This is a genomic window from Enterobacter sp. JMULE2, assembly GCF_013337145.1.
Classification (GTDB): Bacteria; Pseudomonadota; Gammaproteobacteria; order Enterobacterales; family Enterobacteriaceae; genus Enterobacter; species Enterobacter mori.
Genome location: NZ_SGWD01000017.1, coordinates 477,937 through 498,917, shown reverse-complemented (window position 1 = coordinate 498,917; position 20,981 = coordinate 477,937). Strand labels below are relative to the sequence as shown.

Sequence of the window (20,981 nt, the reverse complement as noted above, 5' to 3'; positions counted from 1 at the left end):
TCAACAGTGAGCAAGCAAACATGGAAAAAACGGCAATCCTCCTTCGACGTCTTAATCCTTTCTGTGCCCGCGCAATGGAAGGGGCGGCTTCGCTCTGTCAGACCCGGGCGCACGCCGAAATCTTGCCGGAGCACTGGTTGCTGAAGCTGCTGGAGCAGGGTGAGGGTGACCTTAGCGTTCTTGCGCACCGTTACGAGTGGGATATGGATACGTTGTGGCAGGATTTGCTCGGCTGGCTGGATAAACAGCCCCGTTCAGTTCGCGCACGCCCCCGTTTATCCGAAAGGGTCCTGCAACTGATGCAGGAGGCCTGGCTGCGGGCATCCCTGGCCGGGGAGCACAGTATCCGCAGCGTTCACCTGCTGATGGCCCTGACGGACACCCCGAAACTGGCACAGAATGGCGTCCTGTGGCCATTACTCACCCTGGGTCAGAGCCAGCTTGAGCGCCTTCGCACGCTGCTGGATACCCGGTCAGAGGAGCGCCCGGAGGTTCAGCAGGAGGCCGGGCTCGCACAACATCACGGTGGTGAAGTGGAATTTGTCGGTCGTCCGGCTGGCGCGTACGTAAAGGAAGGTGAGCTTAATCCTTCGCTGCAGAACGCGCTGGACAAATTTACCCTCGACGTCACCGCCAGAGCGAAAGAGGGCAAAATCGACCCGGTGTTTGGACGCGATAACGAAATCCGTCAGATGGTCGATATTCTCTCCCGTCGCCGCAAAAACAACCCGATTCTGGTTGGCGAGCCGGGCGTGGGCAAAACCGCACTGGTTGAAGGCCTGGCGCTGCGTATTGCCGAAGGCAACGTGCCGGAATCCCTCAGGCCGGTCAGTCTGCGCACCCTTGACCTTGGTTTGCTGCAGGCGGGCGCTGGCGTAAAAGGTGAATTCGAACAGCGTCTCAAAAACGTCATCGATGCCGTGCAGCAGTCACCGACCCCGATTTTGCTGTTTATTGATGAAGCTCACACCATCATTGGCGCGGGCAACCAGGCAGGTGGCGCAGATGCGGCCAATCTGCTGAAGCCTGCGCTGGCGCGCGGCGAACTGCGCACCATCGCGGCCACCACATGGTCTGAATACAAACAGTATTTTGAGCGCGATGCTGCCCTGGAGCGTCGCTTCCAGATGGTGAAAGTCGACGAGCCGGATGACGACACAGCCTGCCTGATGCTTCGCGGTCTCAAATCCCGCTATGCTGAACACCACGGCGTACATATTACCGACGATGCGGTGCGTGCTGCGGTGACACTGTCCCGTCGCTACCTGACGGGACGCCAGCTGCCGGATAAGGCGGTTGACCTGCTGGATACCGCTTGCGCCCGCGTGCGAATGAGTCTTGATACCGTACCGGACACCATTGTGCGTCTGAAAGCCCGTCTGACAGCGCTCGGTATGGAAACACAGGATCTGCTGGAGGACATTGCCGCAGGCGCATCGTCACACGGAGACCGGCTGGCAGTCATTGAAATATTGCGCACAGAGCTGGAGGCGGAACTTGACGAACAGGAAGCCCGTCTTCACGTCGAGCGCCAGATGGTCGGCGAGCTGATAGCCTGCCGTCAGGACATCAGTCGTTATTCGGACATCGCAGACCTCCGTCAGCAGCTCTCGCTGCAGCAGGAGAACGACGTGCTGATACAGGTGGAGGTTTATAACCGTACGGTCGCAGAGGTCATCGCCGACTGGACAGGCGTGCCGATCGCTTCACTGATGAAAGACGAGCAGACCGAACTGCTGAGTCTGGAAAATGAAATCGGCAAGCGCGTGGTCGGGCAGGACGTGGCGCTGACTGCGATTGCTCAGCGCCTGCGCGCGGCAAAGACCGGCCTGACGCCTGAAAACGGGCCCCAGGGTGTATTTCTGCTGGTCGGCCCGAGCGGCACCGGTAAAACCGAGACCGCGCTGGCGCTGGCAGACGAGCTGTACGGCGGGGAAAAATCGCTGATTACCATCAACCTGTCCGAGTACCAGGAGCCGCACACGGTCTCGCAGCTGAAAGGCTCCCCTCCGGGCTATGTGGGATACGGTCAGGGCGGCATTCTCACCGAAGCCGTGCGCAGGCGTCCGTACAGCGTGGTGCTGCTCGATGAAGTGGAAAAGGCGCACCGCGACGTGATGAACCTGTTCTACCAGGTCTTTGACCGGGGCTTTATGCGCGACGGCGAAGGCCGCGAAATCGACTTCCGTAACACGGTTATCCTGATGACCTCGAATCTTGGCAGCGACCACCTGATGCAGCTGCTCGACGAACAGCCGGAGGTGACCGAAGCAGACCTGCACGAACTGTTGCGCCCGATTTTACGCGACCACTTCCAGCCGGCGCTGCTGGCCCGCTTCCAGACTGTAATTTACCGCCCTCTGAGTGAGCCCGCCATGCGCACTATCGTGGAGATGAAGCTCGCACATGTCAGCAGGTGCCTGCACCGTCACTACGGCCTGGCCACGCAGATTGATGAGAGCCTGTATGACGCGCTGACTTCCGCCTGCCTGCTGCCGGACACCGGCGCGCGCAACGTCGACAGTCTGCTCAATCAGCAAATTCTGCCGGTGCTGAGCCAGCGGCTGCTGACCCACATGGCGGCGAAACAGAAACCACAGTCGCTATGCCTTAGCTGGAGTGAGGAAGAGGGTATCGGGCTGGAGTTTGACCGTACACAAGGAGTGCACGCATGAGCAGTCATCCCCCAATCAGATTCAGCCACAACCATCACCAGCTGTCGGTGAAGGGATGTGAAGCAGAACTCGATGTACTGGCGTTTGAAGGCGATGAAGCACTGAGCCGGCCTTTCAGCTACCGTATCGAATTCACCAGCGCTGACCATGCCATCAGCAAAGAAATGATGCTGATGAAACCCGGCTCGCTGACGCTGCAGGCTCCGGTGGACCAGGGTTACGGCATCAAAATGCAGCAGGCCGTGCGCACTATTCAGGGGATTGTGACCGGCTTTGAACGCCTCAGCACGTCAAAAGATGAAACGCATTATGCCCTGACGCTCCGGCCACGCCTGGCGCTGCTTGACCGTTCGCATCAGAACGCCATTTATCAGGACATGTCGGTCCCGCAAATCGTGGAAAAAATCCTGCGCGAGCGGCACAACATGCGCGGTCAGGATTTTCTGTTCTCGCTGTCAAAAGAGTACCCGCGCCGTGAACAGGTGATGCAGTACGGTGAGGACGACCTGCACTTTATTACCCGCCTGCTGGGTGAAGTGGGCATCTGGTTCCGTTTCACCACCGACACGCGCCTGAACATTGACGTGGTGGAGTTTTATGACGGTCAGCAGGGGTATGAAAAAGGCCTGACCCTGCCCTCGGTGCCGCCGTCCGGGCAGCACTCGCAGGGGGGGGACTCGGTGTGGGGGATGGAGAGCCACCACAATGTGGTGCAGAAGCAGGTCAGCACCCGGGACTACAACTACCGTCAGGCCACGCAGGACATGAACACTCAGGTCGATGCGACCCGCGGGGATGCCACCACCTGTGGGGAGGCTTACCACTGGGGAGATAACTACCTGACGGCGGGGAATCCCCATGACCGTAATCCGGCCCCGGAGTCCGGCGCCTTTTATGCCCGCATTCGTCATGAGCGCTACCTGAATGGCCAGACGCAGACCCATGCCATCACCAGCTGTCCGACCCTCTCTCCGGGCCAGGTACTGAAAGTCACCGGCGGGTACGAAGTGGCAGACGTGTTTGCTCAGGGCGTGGTCGTCACGGCGATACACAGCCATGCGCGCCGTGATGAAGACTTTGGCGTCAACTTCGACGGCATCCCGGACAGCACTGATTTTTGTTTTCGTCCTGAACCTGGCTCACGTCCCGTGATGGCCGGCACATTGCCGGCACGCGTCACCAGTACCACCGAAAATGACATCTACGGCCACATTGATAAAGACGGACGCTATCGCGTCAACATGCTGTTTGACCGGGATAACTGGGAAACCGGGTTTGAGAGCCTGTGGGTGCGCCAGTCACGCCCGTATGCTGGTGACACCTACGGTCTGCACCTGCCGCTGCTGGCGGGCACCGAAGTGGCGATTGGCTTTGAGGACGGTAACCCGGACCGGCCGTACATTGCGGGCGTGCTGCACGATTCAGCCCACGGTGACCATGTCACTATCCGCAACTACAAACGTAACGTCCTGCGGACGCCTGCGAACAACAAAATCCGCCTCGACGACGAGCGCGGGAAGGAGCATATCAAGGTCAGTACCGAGTACGGCGGCAAGAGTCAGCTGAATCTCGGTCATCTGGTGGATGCTGAAAAGCAGCAGCGCGGCGAGGGCTTTGAGCTCAGAACCGACAGCTGGGGTGCGATACGGGCACAGAAAGGGATTTTCATCAGCGCTGATGGCCAGACGAAAGCACAGGGTCAGGTGCTGGAGATGCAGCCAGCGGTCAGCAATCTGGGTGATGCCCGGGAGCAGATGACGTCTATCTCCGATGATGCGCAGAAGGCGACCGCGAACCCGGCCGATCTCCAGGCGCAAATCACACTGCTGGAACAGCAACTGACGGACCTCAAAAAATCAGTACTGCTGCTCAGCGCGCCGGATGGAATGGCACTGACCAGCGGACAACATCTGCAGGTATCGGCCGGGCAGAACCTGATAGCTACGGCTGGTAAAAATGCCGACGTCAGCGTGGTGAAAAATCTGTTCATCGGGGTGGGTAATGCCCTGAGCGTGTTTGTTCGTAAGCTGGGGATCAAGCTCATCGCGAACCAGGGGCCGGTGAGGATCCAGGCACAGAATGACCTGATGGAGCTCATTGCTCGTGGAGAAATCAGCGTCGTCAGTACCGAAGATCGTATCGAGATTCTTGCCAGGAAGCAGGTCACGATCAACGGGGGTGGAAGCTATATCACCCTCGATGCCAATGGCATTGAATCAGCCACACAGGGGGAGTACCGGACTAAAGCCGGGCATTACGGGCGAAAAGAAAAGGCTAACAAGCCGGAAGACTTCCCGAATGTGGCTCCTGAAACCACAGAACCTTCCAGTAAATTCAGCTTTTCCTGACAAGGAGTCAGTTTATGATTATCAGCCCACCGCTTTTGAAAGCGAAAGATGCCCATGAAACTGATGCGGCCTGGATTGAAAGAGTCATGACCGTAGTTGACCGCCGTGGGTATCCGGTTAACGGTTATGGTTCGTGGCATGGCGGAATACATATACGTCAGACTGACGAAGGGAGACCTGCTGAGAGCGTGCGGGCGATAGCGGATGGTACCGTCGTTTCACTCCGCAAAAGCTCAGACAAGCGCGATCAGGCACCATTTAACATCAACGCCGATAAACCCAATACAAAGGGGAGTGATGATGGTTATGTGCTGATAAAGCATGAAACCGAGATCGGTAGCGGTGATGAAGCAAAAGTGGCTTTCTACTCCCTATACATGCACCTGAAGTCGCTGGCTGAAACTGTTAAAGCCGGTGAGAAAGTTTACCGTAAGGATCCGTTAGGCCTTCCGGGCATGGTGGATGGAGTCAATGCTTTCCATTTCCAGATTTTCTGCGATGACGACAACATCAGCAAGCTGACGGGCAGGAAATCAGGAGAGCTGGATATTTCGAAGAATGGCCGCACTGATGCAGTTTACGGTGATATTCACTTTTATCTGCCTCCGCAGACAAAGTTTTATGACAAGGCCCCCGCAGATAACAGCACGTCTATCACCGGACTTTCTGAGCTCTATACCAGCAATGCGCCTCTTTATGCCAGCATGACTCTGGCCCAAGGCAACTGCACGATGGTAACGCGGCAGAAAAATACGCAGGTTGACGGGAAATATGATCTACTGGGCGAGCCACTGGTTAATGCTGATGGTAATGACTACGAATACAATCTCTATAAAACCGCAATGCGGAATTATAAGGAAAGCCCGAGTGCCGGATTCGAATTACTTCGCTTTGGGCGGGTGATCAATACAGACCATGAAACACTGGTACCGGCAGATGCGCCATTATGGATGACGGTCAATTACCCGGGGGGAAAGGGGGTAGTCAATCTTGCCGATCCAAGTATTAAAAAGTTTAGTGACGCTGACTTTCCGCATTGGACAGGCTGGCAGTTGGTTGATGACGATAGTGATAGCGATAGCCAGTGTAATTCAGCCATTATCAAGAAGCTGCAGGAAGATGGTGAGTTCGATAACCAGTGCGGAAAGTTAATCTGTCATTTCCCGTTTGAATGGGAAAAAAGTACGATCGATACCCGCTTCTCGTGGCTGAAAACGGGAAGTGAAGAGCATGATCCGATGACGGAAGAAGATTATGCAAAATTCAAGGCTCATGCCGAAGCATTGTGTTTCGACATTGGGGAACTTAGCAGCGGAAGCTTGTGGCATTTTGAGCCAAAGGCAATAATTAGCCATTTTAGAAATTGTGGGTGGTTAAGCTTCTCTGAAATGAAACAAATAGTACCTAGCCATGCTCTACGCCAATCAGGCAGAAATCGGTTTGCCTGGGAAGCTATTAACACAAACTTAAGAACATCGGGCTCGATTTTGAGCAGCCAGATTTCAAATCTAAACTCCTCCATGAGAAAGTATTGTATTAATACTCCATTTAGAGTTTCTTGTTTTTTAGGTAATGCAGTACAAGAGACCGGGTGGTTGAGTACGCTTCATGAAGGGAACGGCAGTAACCTCTGGTACGCCCCATGGTACGGACGTGGCTTTTTGCAATTAACTAACCCAGAAAACTACCTTAACTATTTTAAATATATTGGTAGAACAGTTCAAGAGCAATTAAAACAGAGTTTGGTTGATGCATATGCATCAATTGCAGCACAACCTCCTGCGAATAGATCCAATGCTACATTGCAAGATCGCCATTTCCCTACGCTTACAACAGAAATTATAGAGCTAAGAAATTCTGTTAGTGATTCACATAGCACACTAGCTGCAGATAGTGCGGGGTTTTATTGGGTGAAAAATAAGATGGCAAAATATGCTGATGAGGAGCATGTTTTAGAGAGAGTTTCAGTTAATACAAATCTTGGAACAAAGTATTACTACCGAAGCCCTAGTTTTTGGGAAGCAAGTGCCGCAGTTAATTTGCCTGGTAGGATTGGTTCGCTTTATCATCACTCACTAAACGGATTCGACTCGAGATGTTGTGCCTACGGAGTTGCCCTTGCAATTTTAACGGAAAATAAATTCCCGAATGCTTCTGGAAGTTTGGTTTTGAACTTCCCGGAAGGATATAAACATAGGAAGTAAAAATTATGAAATTGCTATATATATCAGTTTTTCTTAGCGTTAGCTCCTTCGCTATGGCTTCAGCACCAGTTGCTAAAGTGGAAGGTGCCTCAGTAACTAGAGCGTTGACATCAGATTCTAACGCAGATATTTCTTCGTCATCCAGTTTTGATGCATGCAATATGCATTTTAGTGATTTTAAATACCCCGCACTGTCTGATGATGAGTACTTCAAAAAAAAATCACCAATATCGGAGTGGACTTGCCTGTATTCTGGTGAAGCATTTGAAGCAGGATATGATGTACAGCAAGTTAACAACAAAGGGGTCAGTGTTAGTGCCGCTGATAATAAAATTGTTTATGACTACAAAAATAAAGTGTGGAAATCAATTCCGGATGCCACATATGTGAAAAATGGGAAGGCAAATCATCTGTCTCTATTTCAAGTTAAAAGCAAAGATGCATCTGGTTTTATGGCTGTCAATGCCATGGCGAAACTTAAAGATGGAACGCTAGGCCAGAGTGTTTATTTTTGTTTGATACATAAAAATAATGCCCTATGTGGTTCTGGTGTTAATTCTTCGGATGATAAAGGTGAAGATCTATCTAAAGAAACATTGAAGTTGCTTGAGAGTATTTCATTTGATGGTGACTAAATAGCTGCGCCGAATAGTAGATCACTTAAAGGGAACTCAGCCCGAATTGTGCGATCTGATCAATCGCCAAATCAAAACAAATCACCAACCGGACTGAGCGATGCCGATCATAGCACCAATACCCCGCGACGAACGCCGCCTGATGCAAAAAGCTATCCATAAAACACGCGATAAAAATTATGCCCGCAGACTCACCGCTATGCTGATGCTGCACCGGGGTAACAGTGTTAGTTGCGTTGCCAGAACGCTCTGTTGCGCCCGTTCATCTGTTGGACGCTGGATTAACTGGTTCACGTTATCGGGTGTGGAAGGCCTCAAATCCTTACCGGCAGGACGCTCCCGACGCTGGCCTTTTGAGCATATTTGCACCTTGTTACGTGAACTGATAAAGCACTCTCCCGGCGATTTTGGTTATCAACGTTCACGCTGGAGCACCGAATTACTGACAATAAAAATCAATGAGATAACCGGGTGTCAGTTGCATGCAGGCACTGTGCGTCGCTGGTTGCCCTCTGCCGGACTGGTATGGCGCAGGGCTGCGCCAACGTTGCGTATCCGCGATCCGCATAAGGACGAAAAGATGGCGGCAATCCATAAAGCACTGGACGAATGCAGCGCAGAACACCCGGTCTTTTATGAGGATGAAGTGGATATCCACCTTAATCCCAAAATCGGTGCAGACTGGCAGTTGCGTGGACAACAGAAACGCGTGATAACGCCGGGGCAGAATGAAAAATACTATCTGGCCGGAGCGCTGCACAGCGGCACGGGCAAAGTCAGCTATGTGGGTGGAAACAGCAAGAGTTCGGCACTCTTCATCAGCCTGCTGAAGCACCTGAAAGGCACATATCGACGGGCAAAAACCATCACGCTCATCGTGGATAACTACATTATCCATAAAAGCCATGAAACACAGCGGTGGCTGAAAGGGAACCCGAAGTTCAGAGTGATTTATCAGCCAGTTTACTCACCGTGGGTAAACCATGTTGAGCGGTTATGGCAGGCGCTGCATGACACGATAACGCGTAATCATCAGTGCCGTTCAATGTGGCAGCTACTGAAAAAGGTTCGTCATTTTATGGAAACCGTCAGTCCCTTCCCGGGAGGACAGCATGGACTGGAAAAAGTGTAGCGGTATTAGGCGCAGCTATTTAGCCTTAGTTAAAATTTGGAAATTTTAAAGCATGAGCGTGTGAATGTCGTATTCCCTGAAAGATCTTCCGAAATGTTATCCCCGGCAAGCTCCACCTAAAATATCCCGTTGGCTTGCCGTATTGGTGGCGATGCTGGTCATCAGCGTGATCCTTATGCGGATATTCGGACGATACATCGATAACAGTCACTTTTGGATGTTGGCCATTGGCACACCATTAGTTGTGTGGATTGTGTGTTTAACAATTCGCATGTGGGCCTGGTCATTACAGGACAGTAAAGCGAATGGTTTTGACCGGCGTCGGGAGCAATGGATCTTAAGTGAGACCCGCAGGGCCCGTCGTGCGCTTCAGGTGTTGAATACGACATTTATTACAGCCCATCAGGAAGACGAACAGCGTTCTGTCGCTGATGATATGCTCAATAATCACAGCATTATCATTTCGCAGTCGGACTGGAAAGGCGAAAAAAGCAGGAGGCTGAGCCGTATTACGGCAGAACCAGAAGATACTCCTGGATTGGTTATCTCACGTTTGTTCTCAGAGCTTATTGCCGATCTTCCAGTTCACCAGTTTCCTGAGAACGCTTCGCTTGTTGTCATCCTCGATGTCTCGTCATCTCTGCCACTCCCTGCTGTCAGCAGTATCTGGCAGGAAGCCTGGCAGGAGAGTGGCATAACCTGTGCGCTTGAGTACACAGACAGCAATGGGCCAGGGGTAGTCAACCACTGGCTGGATCACCGCATTAAAGATGATGCGATGTTATTGATTGTTGGCCTCCAGGTTGATCCGGTTGTTTCAAACAATACTGCTGAAGCAGCCGTTGCTCTGCTTCTTGGCAACCGCCTGACTCAAGAGGCACTTCAACCTCTCGCGCTGCTGCACCGGCCAGATGCTGCTCCAACCGGTGAGCTGAGGGAGGGAATGAACATGGCTGCCTATAACGTCCCGCTCAAAGAAAATATCGTCAAAAATTTATGGCTTGCCGGGCTGACAGGTGAGCAGCGTGCAGAAGTTATTGAGTGCCAGAATGTGCACCCTGCGCAGTCTGTAGAGGACGAAGCCGTCATTTCGCTCGATACATCTATGGGACATGCCGGTGCCGCGGCCCCCTGGCTGGCTATCGCTGCCGCCACCGAAATCGTCCGACAAACTCAGTCACCACAGATGATTATCTGCGGTGATACCACACAGAATATGCTGTGGAGCACGCTCATTACCCCGATTGCTTCCCGACAGGAGATGGATCCGTGAAGCTACCTTTAGCACCTAAGACTACGGAAGGCCGCTATCTTGCTGTCGCATTGATTTTCTTTTTGCTGTTAGCCGTTATGACGTTCATGGTCTGGAAGCATCCGGATATAGCCGGGATTGAAGACGGAAGTCAGCAGCAAATTTACTGGCTTATCGCCGGCGGATGTATTTCAGGCTGCGCCCTTATCGTATCCGTAGTGCTTCTGGCGGCGGTACGCACTGCCGGCAAACAGGAGTTTAATGCGCTTGTCGACAACACCAGCGGTGATGATGAGAAAAAGAAACGGGAAAATGATAAAGCGCCTGTTCACCCTGCGGTGGCCATGTGTAACAAGATCCGGGGACATCTTCGCTCCCGTGTTGGTCTGTACTGGCGTCGTAAAACTCGTCTGTTGTTAATCACTGGCGATGAGGCGGTAATCGAACTGCTGGTACCTGGCCTGCAGGAAAACCAGTGGCTTGAAGGTAACCGTACCGTTCTGATTTACGGCGGCAGTCTGACTGCTGAGCCCGATAAGGAAAAATACACCGCGCTGCGTAAACTGCGTCGCGGGCGTCCACTGGACGGTATTGTCCGCGTCATGCCGCAATTGCTTAATCTGACCCCACAAATCAGCGACAACGATTTACGCGGACTGGAAAAAATCAGCGAACTGCTCCGTTATTCCGCCCCGGTCTGGCTTTGGCAGCTGTGCGACAGCACCTGGTCGCAGGCAAAACGTACTGAGCAGCCGGTCGGGGCCAGTTTCCCACTGCGTGCTAAGCCCGACGATATTACCCGCCAGCTTGAGCTGATGCTGCCGGCCCTGCGAACGCAGGGCGTGAGTCAGGTCGCTGAGAACGATGGCCACGACTTCCTGCTACGCCTGGGCCAGCACCTCCAGGACGGCGGTATCATCCGCTGGACTCAACAACTGGTACCATGGCTGGCTGTCTCCCAGCAGCGTGTTCCGCTGCGTGGTCTGATGTTCAGCCAGCCGGACCGTCATTCTCTTCATATGTCTGAGGGAACAGCCGATCCTGAGAAATATATCCCCGAATCACAACGCCATGCGCTGACCCTGCCGGTCACCTGGCAGGGCATTGTGGATGACTGTACCCGCGTGCGTGGCCGCCGTGTTGGTATGGCGTGGGAACAGACGCTGGCCTGGACGCTGATGGCCATTATCGGTATCTGGGGCGCGGGGATGTTGCTGTCGTTTGCGATAAACCGCATGCAGATAGTCTCTGTTGCCGTGCAGGCTAATGCCCTGGTAGAGCATCCTTCCGTATCGGATTATCAGCTGACGGCGCTGCATACGCTGCGAAACGACGCTGGTCGCCTGCTGCATAATGTGCAGGAGGGCACGCCCTGGTATCAGCGCTTCGGACTGGACCATAACCAGCAGCTGCTCAACGCCATGCTGCCCTGGTACGGCGTGGCGAACAACCGCCTGATCCGCGACCCTGCAAATGAGGCGCTTAAGCAGAAGCTCAGCGCCCTGGCAAATTCAGCCCCCAACAGCGATCAGCGTGTTGCGCTTGCTAAACCCGGCTATGAGCAGCTTAAAGCCTGGCTGATGATGGCACGTCCGGATAAAGCTGACGGTGCGTTTTATGCTCAGGCTATGAAAGCCGTGCAGCCTACACGTACGGGAATGTCCACCGCTCTGTGGCAAAGTCTGTCGCCGGATTTGTGGGCCTTCTACATTTCCGAACTGCCAAAGCAGCCGCAGTGGAAAATCACGCCGGATGCGCAGCTGGTCAGCCAGAGTCGACAGGTGCTGTTGCAGCAGATTGGCCGACGCAACGCCGAAAGTACGCTCTATGAAAATATACTCAGGTCAGTGCGTCGTAACTTCGCCGATGTGTCCCTGGTGGATATGACCAGTGGAACCGATGCCCGCCGTCTGTTCTCCACCGACGAAGTGGTGCCGGGCATGTTTACCCGCCAGGCCTGGGAAGGGGGAATCCAGCAGGCTATTGAGAAGGCGGCAACGTCGCGCCGGGATGAAATTGACTGGGTGCTGAGTGACAGCCGGAAAGCCGTCTCCTCAGACCTGTCGGCGGAAGCCCTGAAAGCACGTCTGACGCAACGTTACTTCACCGACTTTGCCGGCAGCTGGCTGAGCTTCCTCAACAGCCTGCGACTTAATCCGGCGAACAACATTGCTGACGTGACCGACCAGCTCACGCTGATGAGTGATGTCCGCCAGTCGCCACTGATTGCCCTGATGAATACCCTCGCCTGGCAGGGACAGACAGGCCAGCAACGAGAAGGTCTTTCGGACTCCATCATCAAATCGGCCAAAGAGCTGGTTGGTGGAAAAGACAAACCCGCAATTGACCAGTCAGCGACAGGTCCCCAGGGACCACTGGATGAAACTTTCGGTCCGCTGCTTCAGCTTCTGGGTAAAAACCAGGGCAGCAACGTCATGTCGGCAGACAACTCCCTGAGTCTGCAGACGTACCTGACCCGTATCACCCGCGTGCGTCTGCGGCTGCAGCAGGTGGCAAGCGCTTCTGACCCACAGGCGATGATGCAGACCCTGGCGCAGACCGTGTTCCAGGGTAAAAGCGTGGACCTCACCGACACCCAGCAGTACGGCAGTCTGATTTCGGCAAGCTTTGGCGAAGAGTGGAGCGGTTTTGGCAGCACGATGTTTGTGCAGCCGTTGACCCAGGCCTGGGAGACCGTGCTTCAGCCGTCGGCAGCGAGCCTGAATGACAAGTGGAGCCGTTCGGTGGTGGCGAACTGGCACACCGCCTTTGACGGACGTTTCCCGTTTGCGGCGAGCAACAGTGATGCCTCCCTGCCAATGCTGGCTGAGTTTTTGCGCAAGGAGAGCGGACGTATCGAACGCTTCCTGACAACAGAGCTTAGCGGGGTACTGCACAAAGAGGGCAGCCAGTGGGTACCGGATAAGGTCAACAGCCAGGGGCTGAGTTTCAACCCGGCTTTCCTGCGGGCGATTAATCAGCTGAGCCAGCTGTCAGACATTATGTTCACCGATGGAAGCCAGGGCATCAGCTTTGATCTGCATGCGCGCCCTGTACCGCAGGTGGTGGAGACGCAGCTTACTGTTGATGGACAAAAGCTGCACTATTTCAATCAGATGGCTGACTGGCAGAGCTTCCGCTGGCCGGGAGACACTTACAAGCCGGGGACGATGCTGACCTGGACTACGGTCAACGCCGGCGCGCGTCTGTTCGGGGATTACAGCGGGACATGGGGCTTTATTCGCTGGCTGGACCGGAGTAAGCGGCAGCAGCTTGATCGCAGCCAGTGGATGATGAGCTTTACCGCTCCGGACGGTCACACCCTGCAGTGGGTGCTGCGCTCACAACTTGGAAAAGGTCCGCTGGCGCTGCTGGATCTGCGCGGATTCACGCTGCCGGATCAAATATTCAGCGTCGACAGCGCAGCCACGGCTCAGGCGCTGATGGCCAGTGCCGTAAACAGTGACATGGATGGAGTCGAATAATGAGCACACTGCAGAATCTGGTCGTGGCCTGTCAGGCTGACGACACGCAGCTGCGGCAACAGGCGCAGACGCGCACGAAAAACTGGCAGCCCTGGCTTGCTCCGGTAAGTGACACCAGTCCAACCGGAGAAGATCCTGGCTATGACGATGATTTTCAGCGTATCCGCGAAGAGGTCAATAAGCTCTCCGGGATTGATACCGGACTGATATGTACGCTTGCCGAAAAACTGCTGACCACCACGGCCAAAGATATCCGGATCGCCACCTGTTACTGCTGGGCGCGTCTGCACCAGGACGGGGAGGCTGGCTTTGCTGAAGGGCTTGAGCTGCTGGCGGGATTGCTACAGCGCTATGGAACGCAGCTTCATCCTCAGCGTGAGCGGAGCCGTAAACCGGCCCTGGAGTGGCTCGCAGGTTCCCGTGTTCTGGACAGCCTGTCACTCTGGCCGGAGGTGGTACGCGACGATGTACTGCGCACTGCCGGTGCGCTGCTGCTTATTTGCGACAGTCTGGAGTCAGAGCCGGAAGCGTCACGGCCAGAACTGAATGCCCTGTACAGTGCGCTGGAATCTCGCCTGATGAAGGCCGGGGGTGTGGATGCTGTGGTGCCACAGAACGCCGGTAACAAGGCACCGTCACAGACCTCCACGCACACGACGGAGCCTGACGCGCCAGTTCTGAGTCGCATCACCTCCGGTCAGGATTTGCTGGCTCAGGCCCGTACACTGACCGGATATTTGCGTGAGCAACCTGATGGCTGGCTTGCCGCCCACCGGCTGATGAAAAGCCTGCGTCATGACACGCTGCACAGTATTCCTGCTCCGGATGCACAAGGGAAAACCCGAATCGAACCGCCGCGTGCAGACCAGCGGGCCATGCTTAAGCGCCTGTATCTGCAGCAGAGCTGGTCCGAAATTATGGAGCAGGCAGACAGCGCCTTTTCACGCGGCGCCAACCACCTCTGGCTGGATTTGCAGTGGTATATCCATCAGGCCCTGGTGAAATCGGGGCAGGATGTGCTGGCTGATATCATCGCCGCCGATCTGAAAGGACTGCTGCGCCGCCTTACCAGTCTTGAAACCCTGGCCTTTAATGACGGTACGCCGTTTGCCGATGAGGTCACGCTGAACTGGATAAACCAGAGCGTGCTGGATGATATGCCCGGCTGGCGGGATGAGCCGGTCAGTGCCGCCGGTGAAACAGATAACGATATCCTGGCTCTCGAGCCGGAAGCGCTGGAGAAAGCGGACACTGACGGTCTGGACGCCACACTTCACTGGCTGCAGACGCGCCCGGGTGCGGATTCCACGAAAGACAAATGGCTGCTGCGTCTGCTGATGGCCCGTGTGGCAGAGCAGAAGGGCAAAAATGAACTTGCGCTGCATCTGCTGGGTGAGCTCGACAGTGCCGCACAGTCAATCACCCTCACGCAGTGGACACCGGCACTGCTGTTTGAAGTGAAATCGCGTCGACTCAGACTGCTTCGCATGAAAGCCACACGCAGTGAAACCGATAAATCACGACTTCAGCCCGAGATGGATTTGCTTCTGTCCGGTCTGATTGCGCTCGATCCGGCAAGCAGTGCAATGCTTTGCGGATAACCCTGACAGAATTCAGCCAGAGGGAAAAATATGGCAGCAGAAGGCTTTTACCTGGTGCAGGGCGACAGGACGACCTGCGGCGGGAAAATCACCACGGGCGCAGAGGATCACACTCTGTTTGATAAACCTGTTGCCCGGGAGCAGGACAGTGTGACCTGCGGGAAGCATGCCGGACTATTCAAGATAGCCGGTGGCATCGACAACGATACCATTCATGACCGGCGAATGGCTGGAACCCTCGACAGCTACAGTACCTGCCCCTGTAAGGCGAAGTTTATTCCGTCGATGATGGATGATACGTACGAGAAAAGTTCAGCAGGAGCAGCTGTTTCTGCTGAGGAGCCTGGAAAGACATCGATAGCGAATGCCCTTTCTCAGGCTTTTCTGGCAGGCGCGCAGGCTGATACGATATTAGCTCCGGGATATCCTACGTTGATTAACACCCACACCGTTCCGGATGATAATGTGCGAGGGATGCTAAGATGTAACAGACATGATTTCCTCTTGCTGACGATGGAGGAATGCCAGAGGATTATTGACGGCTGGGATTTCGTTAAAAAGAAATGGAAAGATGCCACAACAAATCCTCTCGGGAATACTGTTAAAACTTATGCAACGAATATAGATGATGTGGGCAATGCTTCAGCGATGGTATACAAATTGGGGAGTATTGGTATCACAGCAACAGTATTTGTTAACCACAAAGGAACGCGGCTGATAAAAATCAGTGGTTATGCAGCAGTCAGGAAAATACTCAATACCCCAGTTTTTGGTGAAATGAATCCAAAAATCATCGAAGCAGGAGTAGGAAAATTTGGTTTACAGAAATCTATTGTCGACGGTGCGATTCTCGGTTTTGTCTATGTATCGGTAATGGATACAATTGATTTCATATTAAATGATGAAACAACGCTTGCAAAATTCCTTGGAACACTTGCTACTGATCTCGCTAAAGTAGGTATATCATCTGCCGCGCTTTATGGTGTGGGTCTTTATACGATGACTTCGTTCGTTGTGCTGAATCTTGCAGTGGTTGTTATTGCCGGGATTGGTATTGCAGTCGTATTAAACTATCTGGACAGTAAATATCATATTACTGACAGATTAGTTAATTTCATTGCACCTTATATCGAATCGGCACAACAAGAATTTGTTGAAAAATCCAGGGAGGTCTCAGATGGCATCCTGGACTTAGGTGCGATGTATGTCGATGGCATGCTGAGAAAAGGACGGCAAGTTATCGAGGCGGAAGTAAAACAATACGTAAAAAAATACCTTGGTGACCTTACATCTCAGGCGATAGATTTATGAGTGCGAAACGAAGGTTTTTTGGTACAGTCATTATCTGGTGTATCTTTTCATTCGGATCACTGTGGTTTTCGAAGGAAATATTCGTTGAGTATTTTGATTTCAAAATAGTCATAATATTTTCCCCGTACGCGACTGCTTTGTTAATGATTCCAGTTATATTGCTTTTCCCATGTATATACTGGTTTATGTCTGTGAGGTATGGGGAGGAATTGGCAATCCAAAAATGCAAAAATGTTAATAAAGTCTTTATAGGACTTGTAGGCATATTTATCGTAAGTTCTGTGATTTTTGCTTTTGCATACACTTCTACCCTTCAAAGTAAAGGCTATGTAAAATGCTCCGGTCGTCCTGATGGATGGATGCCGGGGATGGCCACTGAGTATGTACTACCACCATCAGTATGTGGGCAGCGTGGTAATTAATAAGATGTTACTGTCCTAAGCAACATCATCGGCACAATTTTATTTAAATAATACTATTCATTCGGCAATTATTGAGCAGAAATAAATATGGATGATTTAACCCTGCGTTATTATGACGCAGAAATGCGCTATCTGCTGGAAGCCGGCGAAGAGTTTGCCCGTGCTCACCCCGAGCAGGCGGCAATGCTCAATCTCGATAAAGCGGGCGCGCGCGACCCGTATGTCGAACGCCTGTTCGAAGGTTTTGCCTTCCTGATAGGGCGGCTTCGCGAGAAGCTCGACGACGACCTGCCTGAACTGACCGAAGGGCTGGTCAGCCTGCTGTGGCCGCATTACATGCGTACCATTCCGTCAATGTCGGTGGTGGAGTTCACCCCCGACTGGCGTGAGATGAAAGAGCAGATGCGTATTGTCAAAGGTTTCGAGATTAACTCGCGGCCGATCGGTGAAAAGAGTACGCGCTGCCGGTACACCACAACCAAAGAAATCACCCTCCAGCCGCTGTCGCTGGATCACGCCCGCCTGTCGACTGACGCTGACGGACGTTCGGTTATCAGCCTGCGCTTTAACTGCAGCCCTCTGGCCGACTGGAGCCGTGTCGATCTCAGTCATCTCCCGTTCTATTTCAACGCCGACGCCCCACTGGCCTGTGCCATGCATGAAGCCTTCACCATGAATGTTGCTCGCCTGTGGCTGCGGATACCTGGCGACAAGGACAGAAGACCGCTCGACGGGTATTTCACCGCGCTGGGATTTGGCGAAGACGATAACCTGTGGCCGAAGGGCAGCAGCAGCTTTAGCGGCTATCAGCTGCTGCTGGAGTACTTTACCTTCCGCGAGAAATTCATGTTCACAGATCTGCGCGGGCTGGAGACTGTTGCCTTTCCGTCTGAGCTTTCCTGGTTTGAAATCGATGTGGTGCTGGCGGAGCGCTGGGAGCATGATTTCAGTTTTACCGAAAAGCATCTGCGCCTGAACTGTGTGCCGGTGATTAATCTGTTCCCGCTGGAGTCTGACCCGCTGACGCTCAACTCGCTGCAAACCGAGTACATGCTGCGCCCGATGCGCGTGCAGGATGGCCACACCGAGATATATGCCGTGGATTCGGTGACGTCATCGAGCCAGCATACCTACGTGCCGTTCTCCAGCTTCCGCCACAAAGGGGGAATGATGCGCCATGAAGCGCCGGAATATTACTACCACACCCGCGTGCGCCGGGGGCCATCCGGGCTGCATAACACCTGGCTTATCGTGGGCGGTGAAGCGTTTGATAACCATACGGTGCCGGAAGATGAAAGCCTGTCTCTGACGCTCACCGGTACCAACGGTCAGCTGCCGCGACGGGCGTTGCAAAGTACCGTGCTCGATACAGTGATGAAAAGCACCTCTGCCAGTATTACGGTGCGTAATCTCTGCGCCCGACACAGCCCTGTTATCCGCCCGCCCGGGATCGCTTTCACTGGCGCGTGCTCAGCCACCTCGGCAGCAGTTTTCTCTCCATGATGGATAACGCCGAAGTCCTGCGCGGCACGCTGGCACTGTATGAATGGACCGACAGCGAGATGAACCGCCGTCGTCTGGAGGCAATTATCGACGTGAAGCACGGCGAAACCGAACGTTTTGAGCAGGGTTACCTGGTGCGCGGCGTGCAGATTGAGGTGACGCTCGACAGCAACGGGTTCGCCGGGCATGGCGATATCTGCCTGTTCGGCGAGATGCTGAGCCGCTTCTTTGCGCTTTACACCGATATCTACCTGTTTAACCGTCTGATTATCATTCTGCAACCGACCGGAGAGCGTCTGGAAGGGAAGAGAAGCACAATCGCCGCATTCCCGGCTGACCCCGAGACTGGAAGCTGACCTTCACCGGATAAACTTTTACCGGTTATGTCAGCTGCTGGAGAAGCTGAATCCGGATAAAACACTGATGGGCTCAACCAGCCATCCGGCTGATGACCCGGTGCGCTTTGCCCCGCATCCGGGAATGGGCTTCCCGACCAGCGAGCTGAAGGCTGTCGAATACGATGAGGATGACGAACGTAACCGCCGGTTATTCGTACCACATTTCTGGGCATGTACGGCGTGGATTCGCCGCTGCCGACAGCGTATCTCGACGATATCACGCTGCGTACGGAAGGGCATGAAGCGCTGCAGAGTTTTCTCGATATCTTCAGCCACCGTATTCTGACTCAGTTTTATCGCATCTGGCGTAAATACTCTTACGAAATCTTCCCCGCGCCACCTTTGAGCCCGGCAGGACCTGGCGTAAATACTCTTACCCGGCCACCTTTGAGCCCGGCGGAACCGACAGCATTTCGCAGTCGCTGCTGGGTCTGGTGGGGCTTGGCATTCCCGGAACGGCCAGAAATATCGCCACGCCCGTCTCGCGATTTCTGGCGCTGCTCGGCGTGCTTCAGCAGCCCGGAAAAACCCGGCAGGGCATGCAGGCACTGGTCAGCCTTCTGGCACCGTATACCCGGGTTCAGGTCAGCCCGTACTGCCTGCGCCCGGTAGAAATCAGCCGGCCGCTGGGTTTTTACGGCGATGAGGATTTTCTGCTGGACGGCAACACGCCGCTCGGCGATGAAGTGATGGATGCCAGCAGTCAGCTGCTCATTGCTCTGGCCACTGACGACGAGATGGAATCGCAGGGCTGGAAGCCGGACGGGCTGCTGTATCAGGATTTTCTGGTGATGCTGCGGGTTTATCTGGGCTGGCGCTTTAAGGCAAAAATCACGCTGACCACCAGTACCCGCCTGCTGGCCGTTCCTCCGCTCGGTGAAGGTCCGTTTTGGTTAGGTATGAATGGCGTGCTGGGCGCGGAAGAAGGAGAGCTGGCGGAAGACATTCCGCAGACCTTTACCACAGAGTTAGGTTATTACACGGGGCCGGAGCCCGCCACGCAACAACAAGGAAACCGACGTGTTACGTACAAGTTTGATTAAATCTGCATGCTGCCTGCTGGCATTAGGTCTGACCGGTTGTGGCGTAACCCAGGATATTTCAGATGGTACAAAATCGACCTGGACCGCCATTTTCCACAAGAAGATAAAGGTGCTGCGCCTGGACTTCACTGCCCGTGAAGCGCTGAATACGGATGCACGTGAGAGCAACTCGCTATCCGAACCGGTTGTGGTCCGCGTCTGGCAGCTCAAAGACCGCAAGACCTTCGATAAAATCGTCTATCAGCAACTGATTAAAGAAGGTGACACCCTGCTGAAAACCGACCTGCTTGCCAGTCGTGACGTGGTATTGAAACCGGGTGGGGATGCTAACCTCGATATGCCTATGGAAGAAGAGACGCAATGTGTTGCCGTGGCAGGACTGTTCCGCGATCCGGATATGGTGAACAACACCTGGAAGCTGGTTATCAGACGGGACGACCTTGACCCGGATAAGCCGCGCGTTCTGGAAGCGGGCAGTAACCACCTGACGCTGCAACCCTTTAAGGATGAATGATGCCCGGGGAACATAATACACCTTCACTGTATGAAATACTCACCGGTCATTTTACCGGCGGCCTGAGCCTTAGCCTGGTTGATGAAAAAAATCAGGTCATTCTCTCGGTGCTCGATAACATGCAGCGCATCCTCAACTGCCGGGCGGGCACGCTGGCGCATCTGCCGGACTATGGCCTGCCTGATATGACGAAAATCCTGCAGGGAATGCCGGGTACCGCCCATGAGCTGATGGGCACATTGTCTGCCGTGCTGCTCAGATATGAGCCGCGTCTGAAAAAAATCGCCGTGGTCCTGCTGGAGCAGAACGTCCCCGGTGAACTGCGCTACGCGATTGATGCTGAACTTAAAGGTGTCGGTCTGGTGCGCTACGGCACTGAATTTATGCCCGAAGGTCGCGTGCTGCTGCGACACCTGAAGAGTCAGCAGTATCTGGAGGCCGGATCTTATCTGTGAATA

Annotated in this window: 11 protein-coding genes and 2 pseudogenes; all 13 read left to right on the top strand. The window is 53.9% G+C overall.

Annotation, left to right across the window (positions count from 1 at the left end):
• Window positions 1-20: 20 nt before the first annotated feature.
• The 13 genes and pseudogenes from tssH to tssE all read left to right on the top strand — a co-directional run bounded on the left by tssH (window position 21) and on the right by tssE (window position 20,978).
• Window positions 21-2,675 carry a type VI secretion system ATPase TssH gene (gene tssH, locus EXW94_RS24635; protein ID WP_174341238.1) on the top strand — a complete coding sequence of 885 codons (2,655 nt, stop codon included), beginning with the start codon at window positions 21-23 and terminating at the stop codon, window positions 2,673-2,675.
• Window positions 2,672-5,023, top strand: coding sequence for a type VI secretion system Vgr family protein (locus tag EXW94_RS24630; RefSeq protein WP_174341237.1), 2,352 nt, complete (start codon window positions 2,672-2,674; stop codon window positions 5,021-5,023). The genes tssH and EXW94_RS24630 overlap by 4 nt, the downstream gene beginning before the upstream one ends.
• A gap of 14 nt (window positions 5,024-5,037) precedes the next feature.
• On the top strand, window positions 5,038-7,227 hold the full coding sequence (locus EXW94_RS24625; protein ID WP_174341236.1) for a M23 family metallopeptidase: 2,190 nt from the start codon (window positions 5,038-5,040) through the stop codon (window positions 7,225-7,227).
• A 5-nt stretch (window positions 7,228-7,232) separates the two neighbouring features.
• A complete protein-coding gene (locus EXW94_RS24620; protein WP_241211064.1) occupies window positions 7,233-7,862 on the top strand; it encodes a hypothetical protein in 630 nt (209 codons plus the stop codon).
• Between the two features lie 100 nt (window positions 7,863-7,962).
• Window positions 7,963-8,994 (top strand): IS630 family transposase, encoded by a 1,032-nt coding sequence (locus tag EXW94_RS24615; RefSeq protein ID WP_174339222.1) that lies wholly within the window; start codon window positions 7,963-7,965, stop codon window positions 8,992-8,994.
• A gap of 64 nt (window positions 8,995-9,058) precedes the next feature.
• Window positions 9,059-10,267 (top strand): hypothetical protein, encoded by a 1,209-nt coding sequence (locus EXW94_RS24610; protein WP_174341235.1) that lies wholly within the window; start codon window positions 9,059-9,061, stop codon window positions 10,265-10,267.
• A complete protein-coding gene (locus tag EXW94_RS24605; protein WP_174341234.1) occupies window positions 10,264-13,731 on the top strand; it encodes an ImcF-related family protein in 3,468 nt (1,155 codons plus the stop codon). The genes EXW94_RS24610 and EXW94_RS24605 overlap by 4 nt, the downstream gene beginning before the upstream one ends.
• Window positions 13,731-15,332 (top strand): type VI secretion system protein TssA, encoded by a 1,602-nt coding sequence (tssA, locus tag EXW94_RS24600; protein ID WP_174341233.1) that lies wholly within the window; start codon window positions 13,731-13,733, stop codon window positions 15,330-15,332. The genes EXW94_RS24605 and tssA overlap by 1 nt, the downstream gene beginning before the upstream one ends.
• A gap of 30 nt (window positions 15,333-15,362) precedes the next feature.
• The gene (locus tag EXW94_RS24595; RefSeq protein WP_174341232.1) at window positions 15,363-16,643 is read left to right on the top strand and encodes a PAAR domain-containing protein; all 1,281 of its coding nucleotides are present in this window, start codon (window positions 15,363-15,365) and stop codon (window positions 16,641-16,643) included.
• A 509-nt stretch (window positions 16,644-17,152) separates the two neighbouring features.
• A pseudogene (gene tssF / locus EXW94_RS24590) lies at window positions 17,153-18,905 on the top strand (type VI secretion system baseplate subunit TssF).
• Window positions 18,902-20,009 (top strand): annotated as a pseudogene (locus EXW94_RS24585) (type VI secretion system baseplate subunit TssG). Before tssF ends, EXW94_RS24585 begins: the two co-directional pseudogenes overlap by 4 nt.
• The gene (gene tssJ / locus EXW94_RS24580; RefSeq protein WP_174339258.1) at window positions 19,987-20,523 is read left to right on the top strand and encodes a type VI secretion system lipoprotein TssJ; all 537 of its coding nucleotides are present in this window, start codon (window positions 19,987-19,989) and stop codon (window positions 20,521-20,523) included. Before EXW94_RS24585 ends, tssJ begins: the two are co-directional and overlap by 23 nt.
• Window positions 20,523-20,978, top strand: a complete 456-nt coding sequence (tssE, locus tag EXW94_RS24575; RefSeq protein ID WP_174339259.1) for a type VI secretion system baseplate subunit TssE — start codon at window positions 20,523-20,525, stop codon at window positions 20,976-20,978. Before tssJ ends, tssE begins: the two co-directional genes overlap by 1 nt.
• Window positions 20,979-20,981 lie beyond the last annotated feature (3 nt).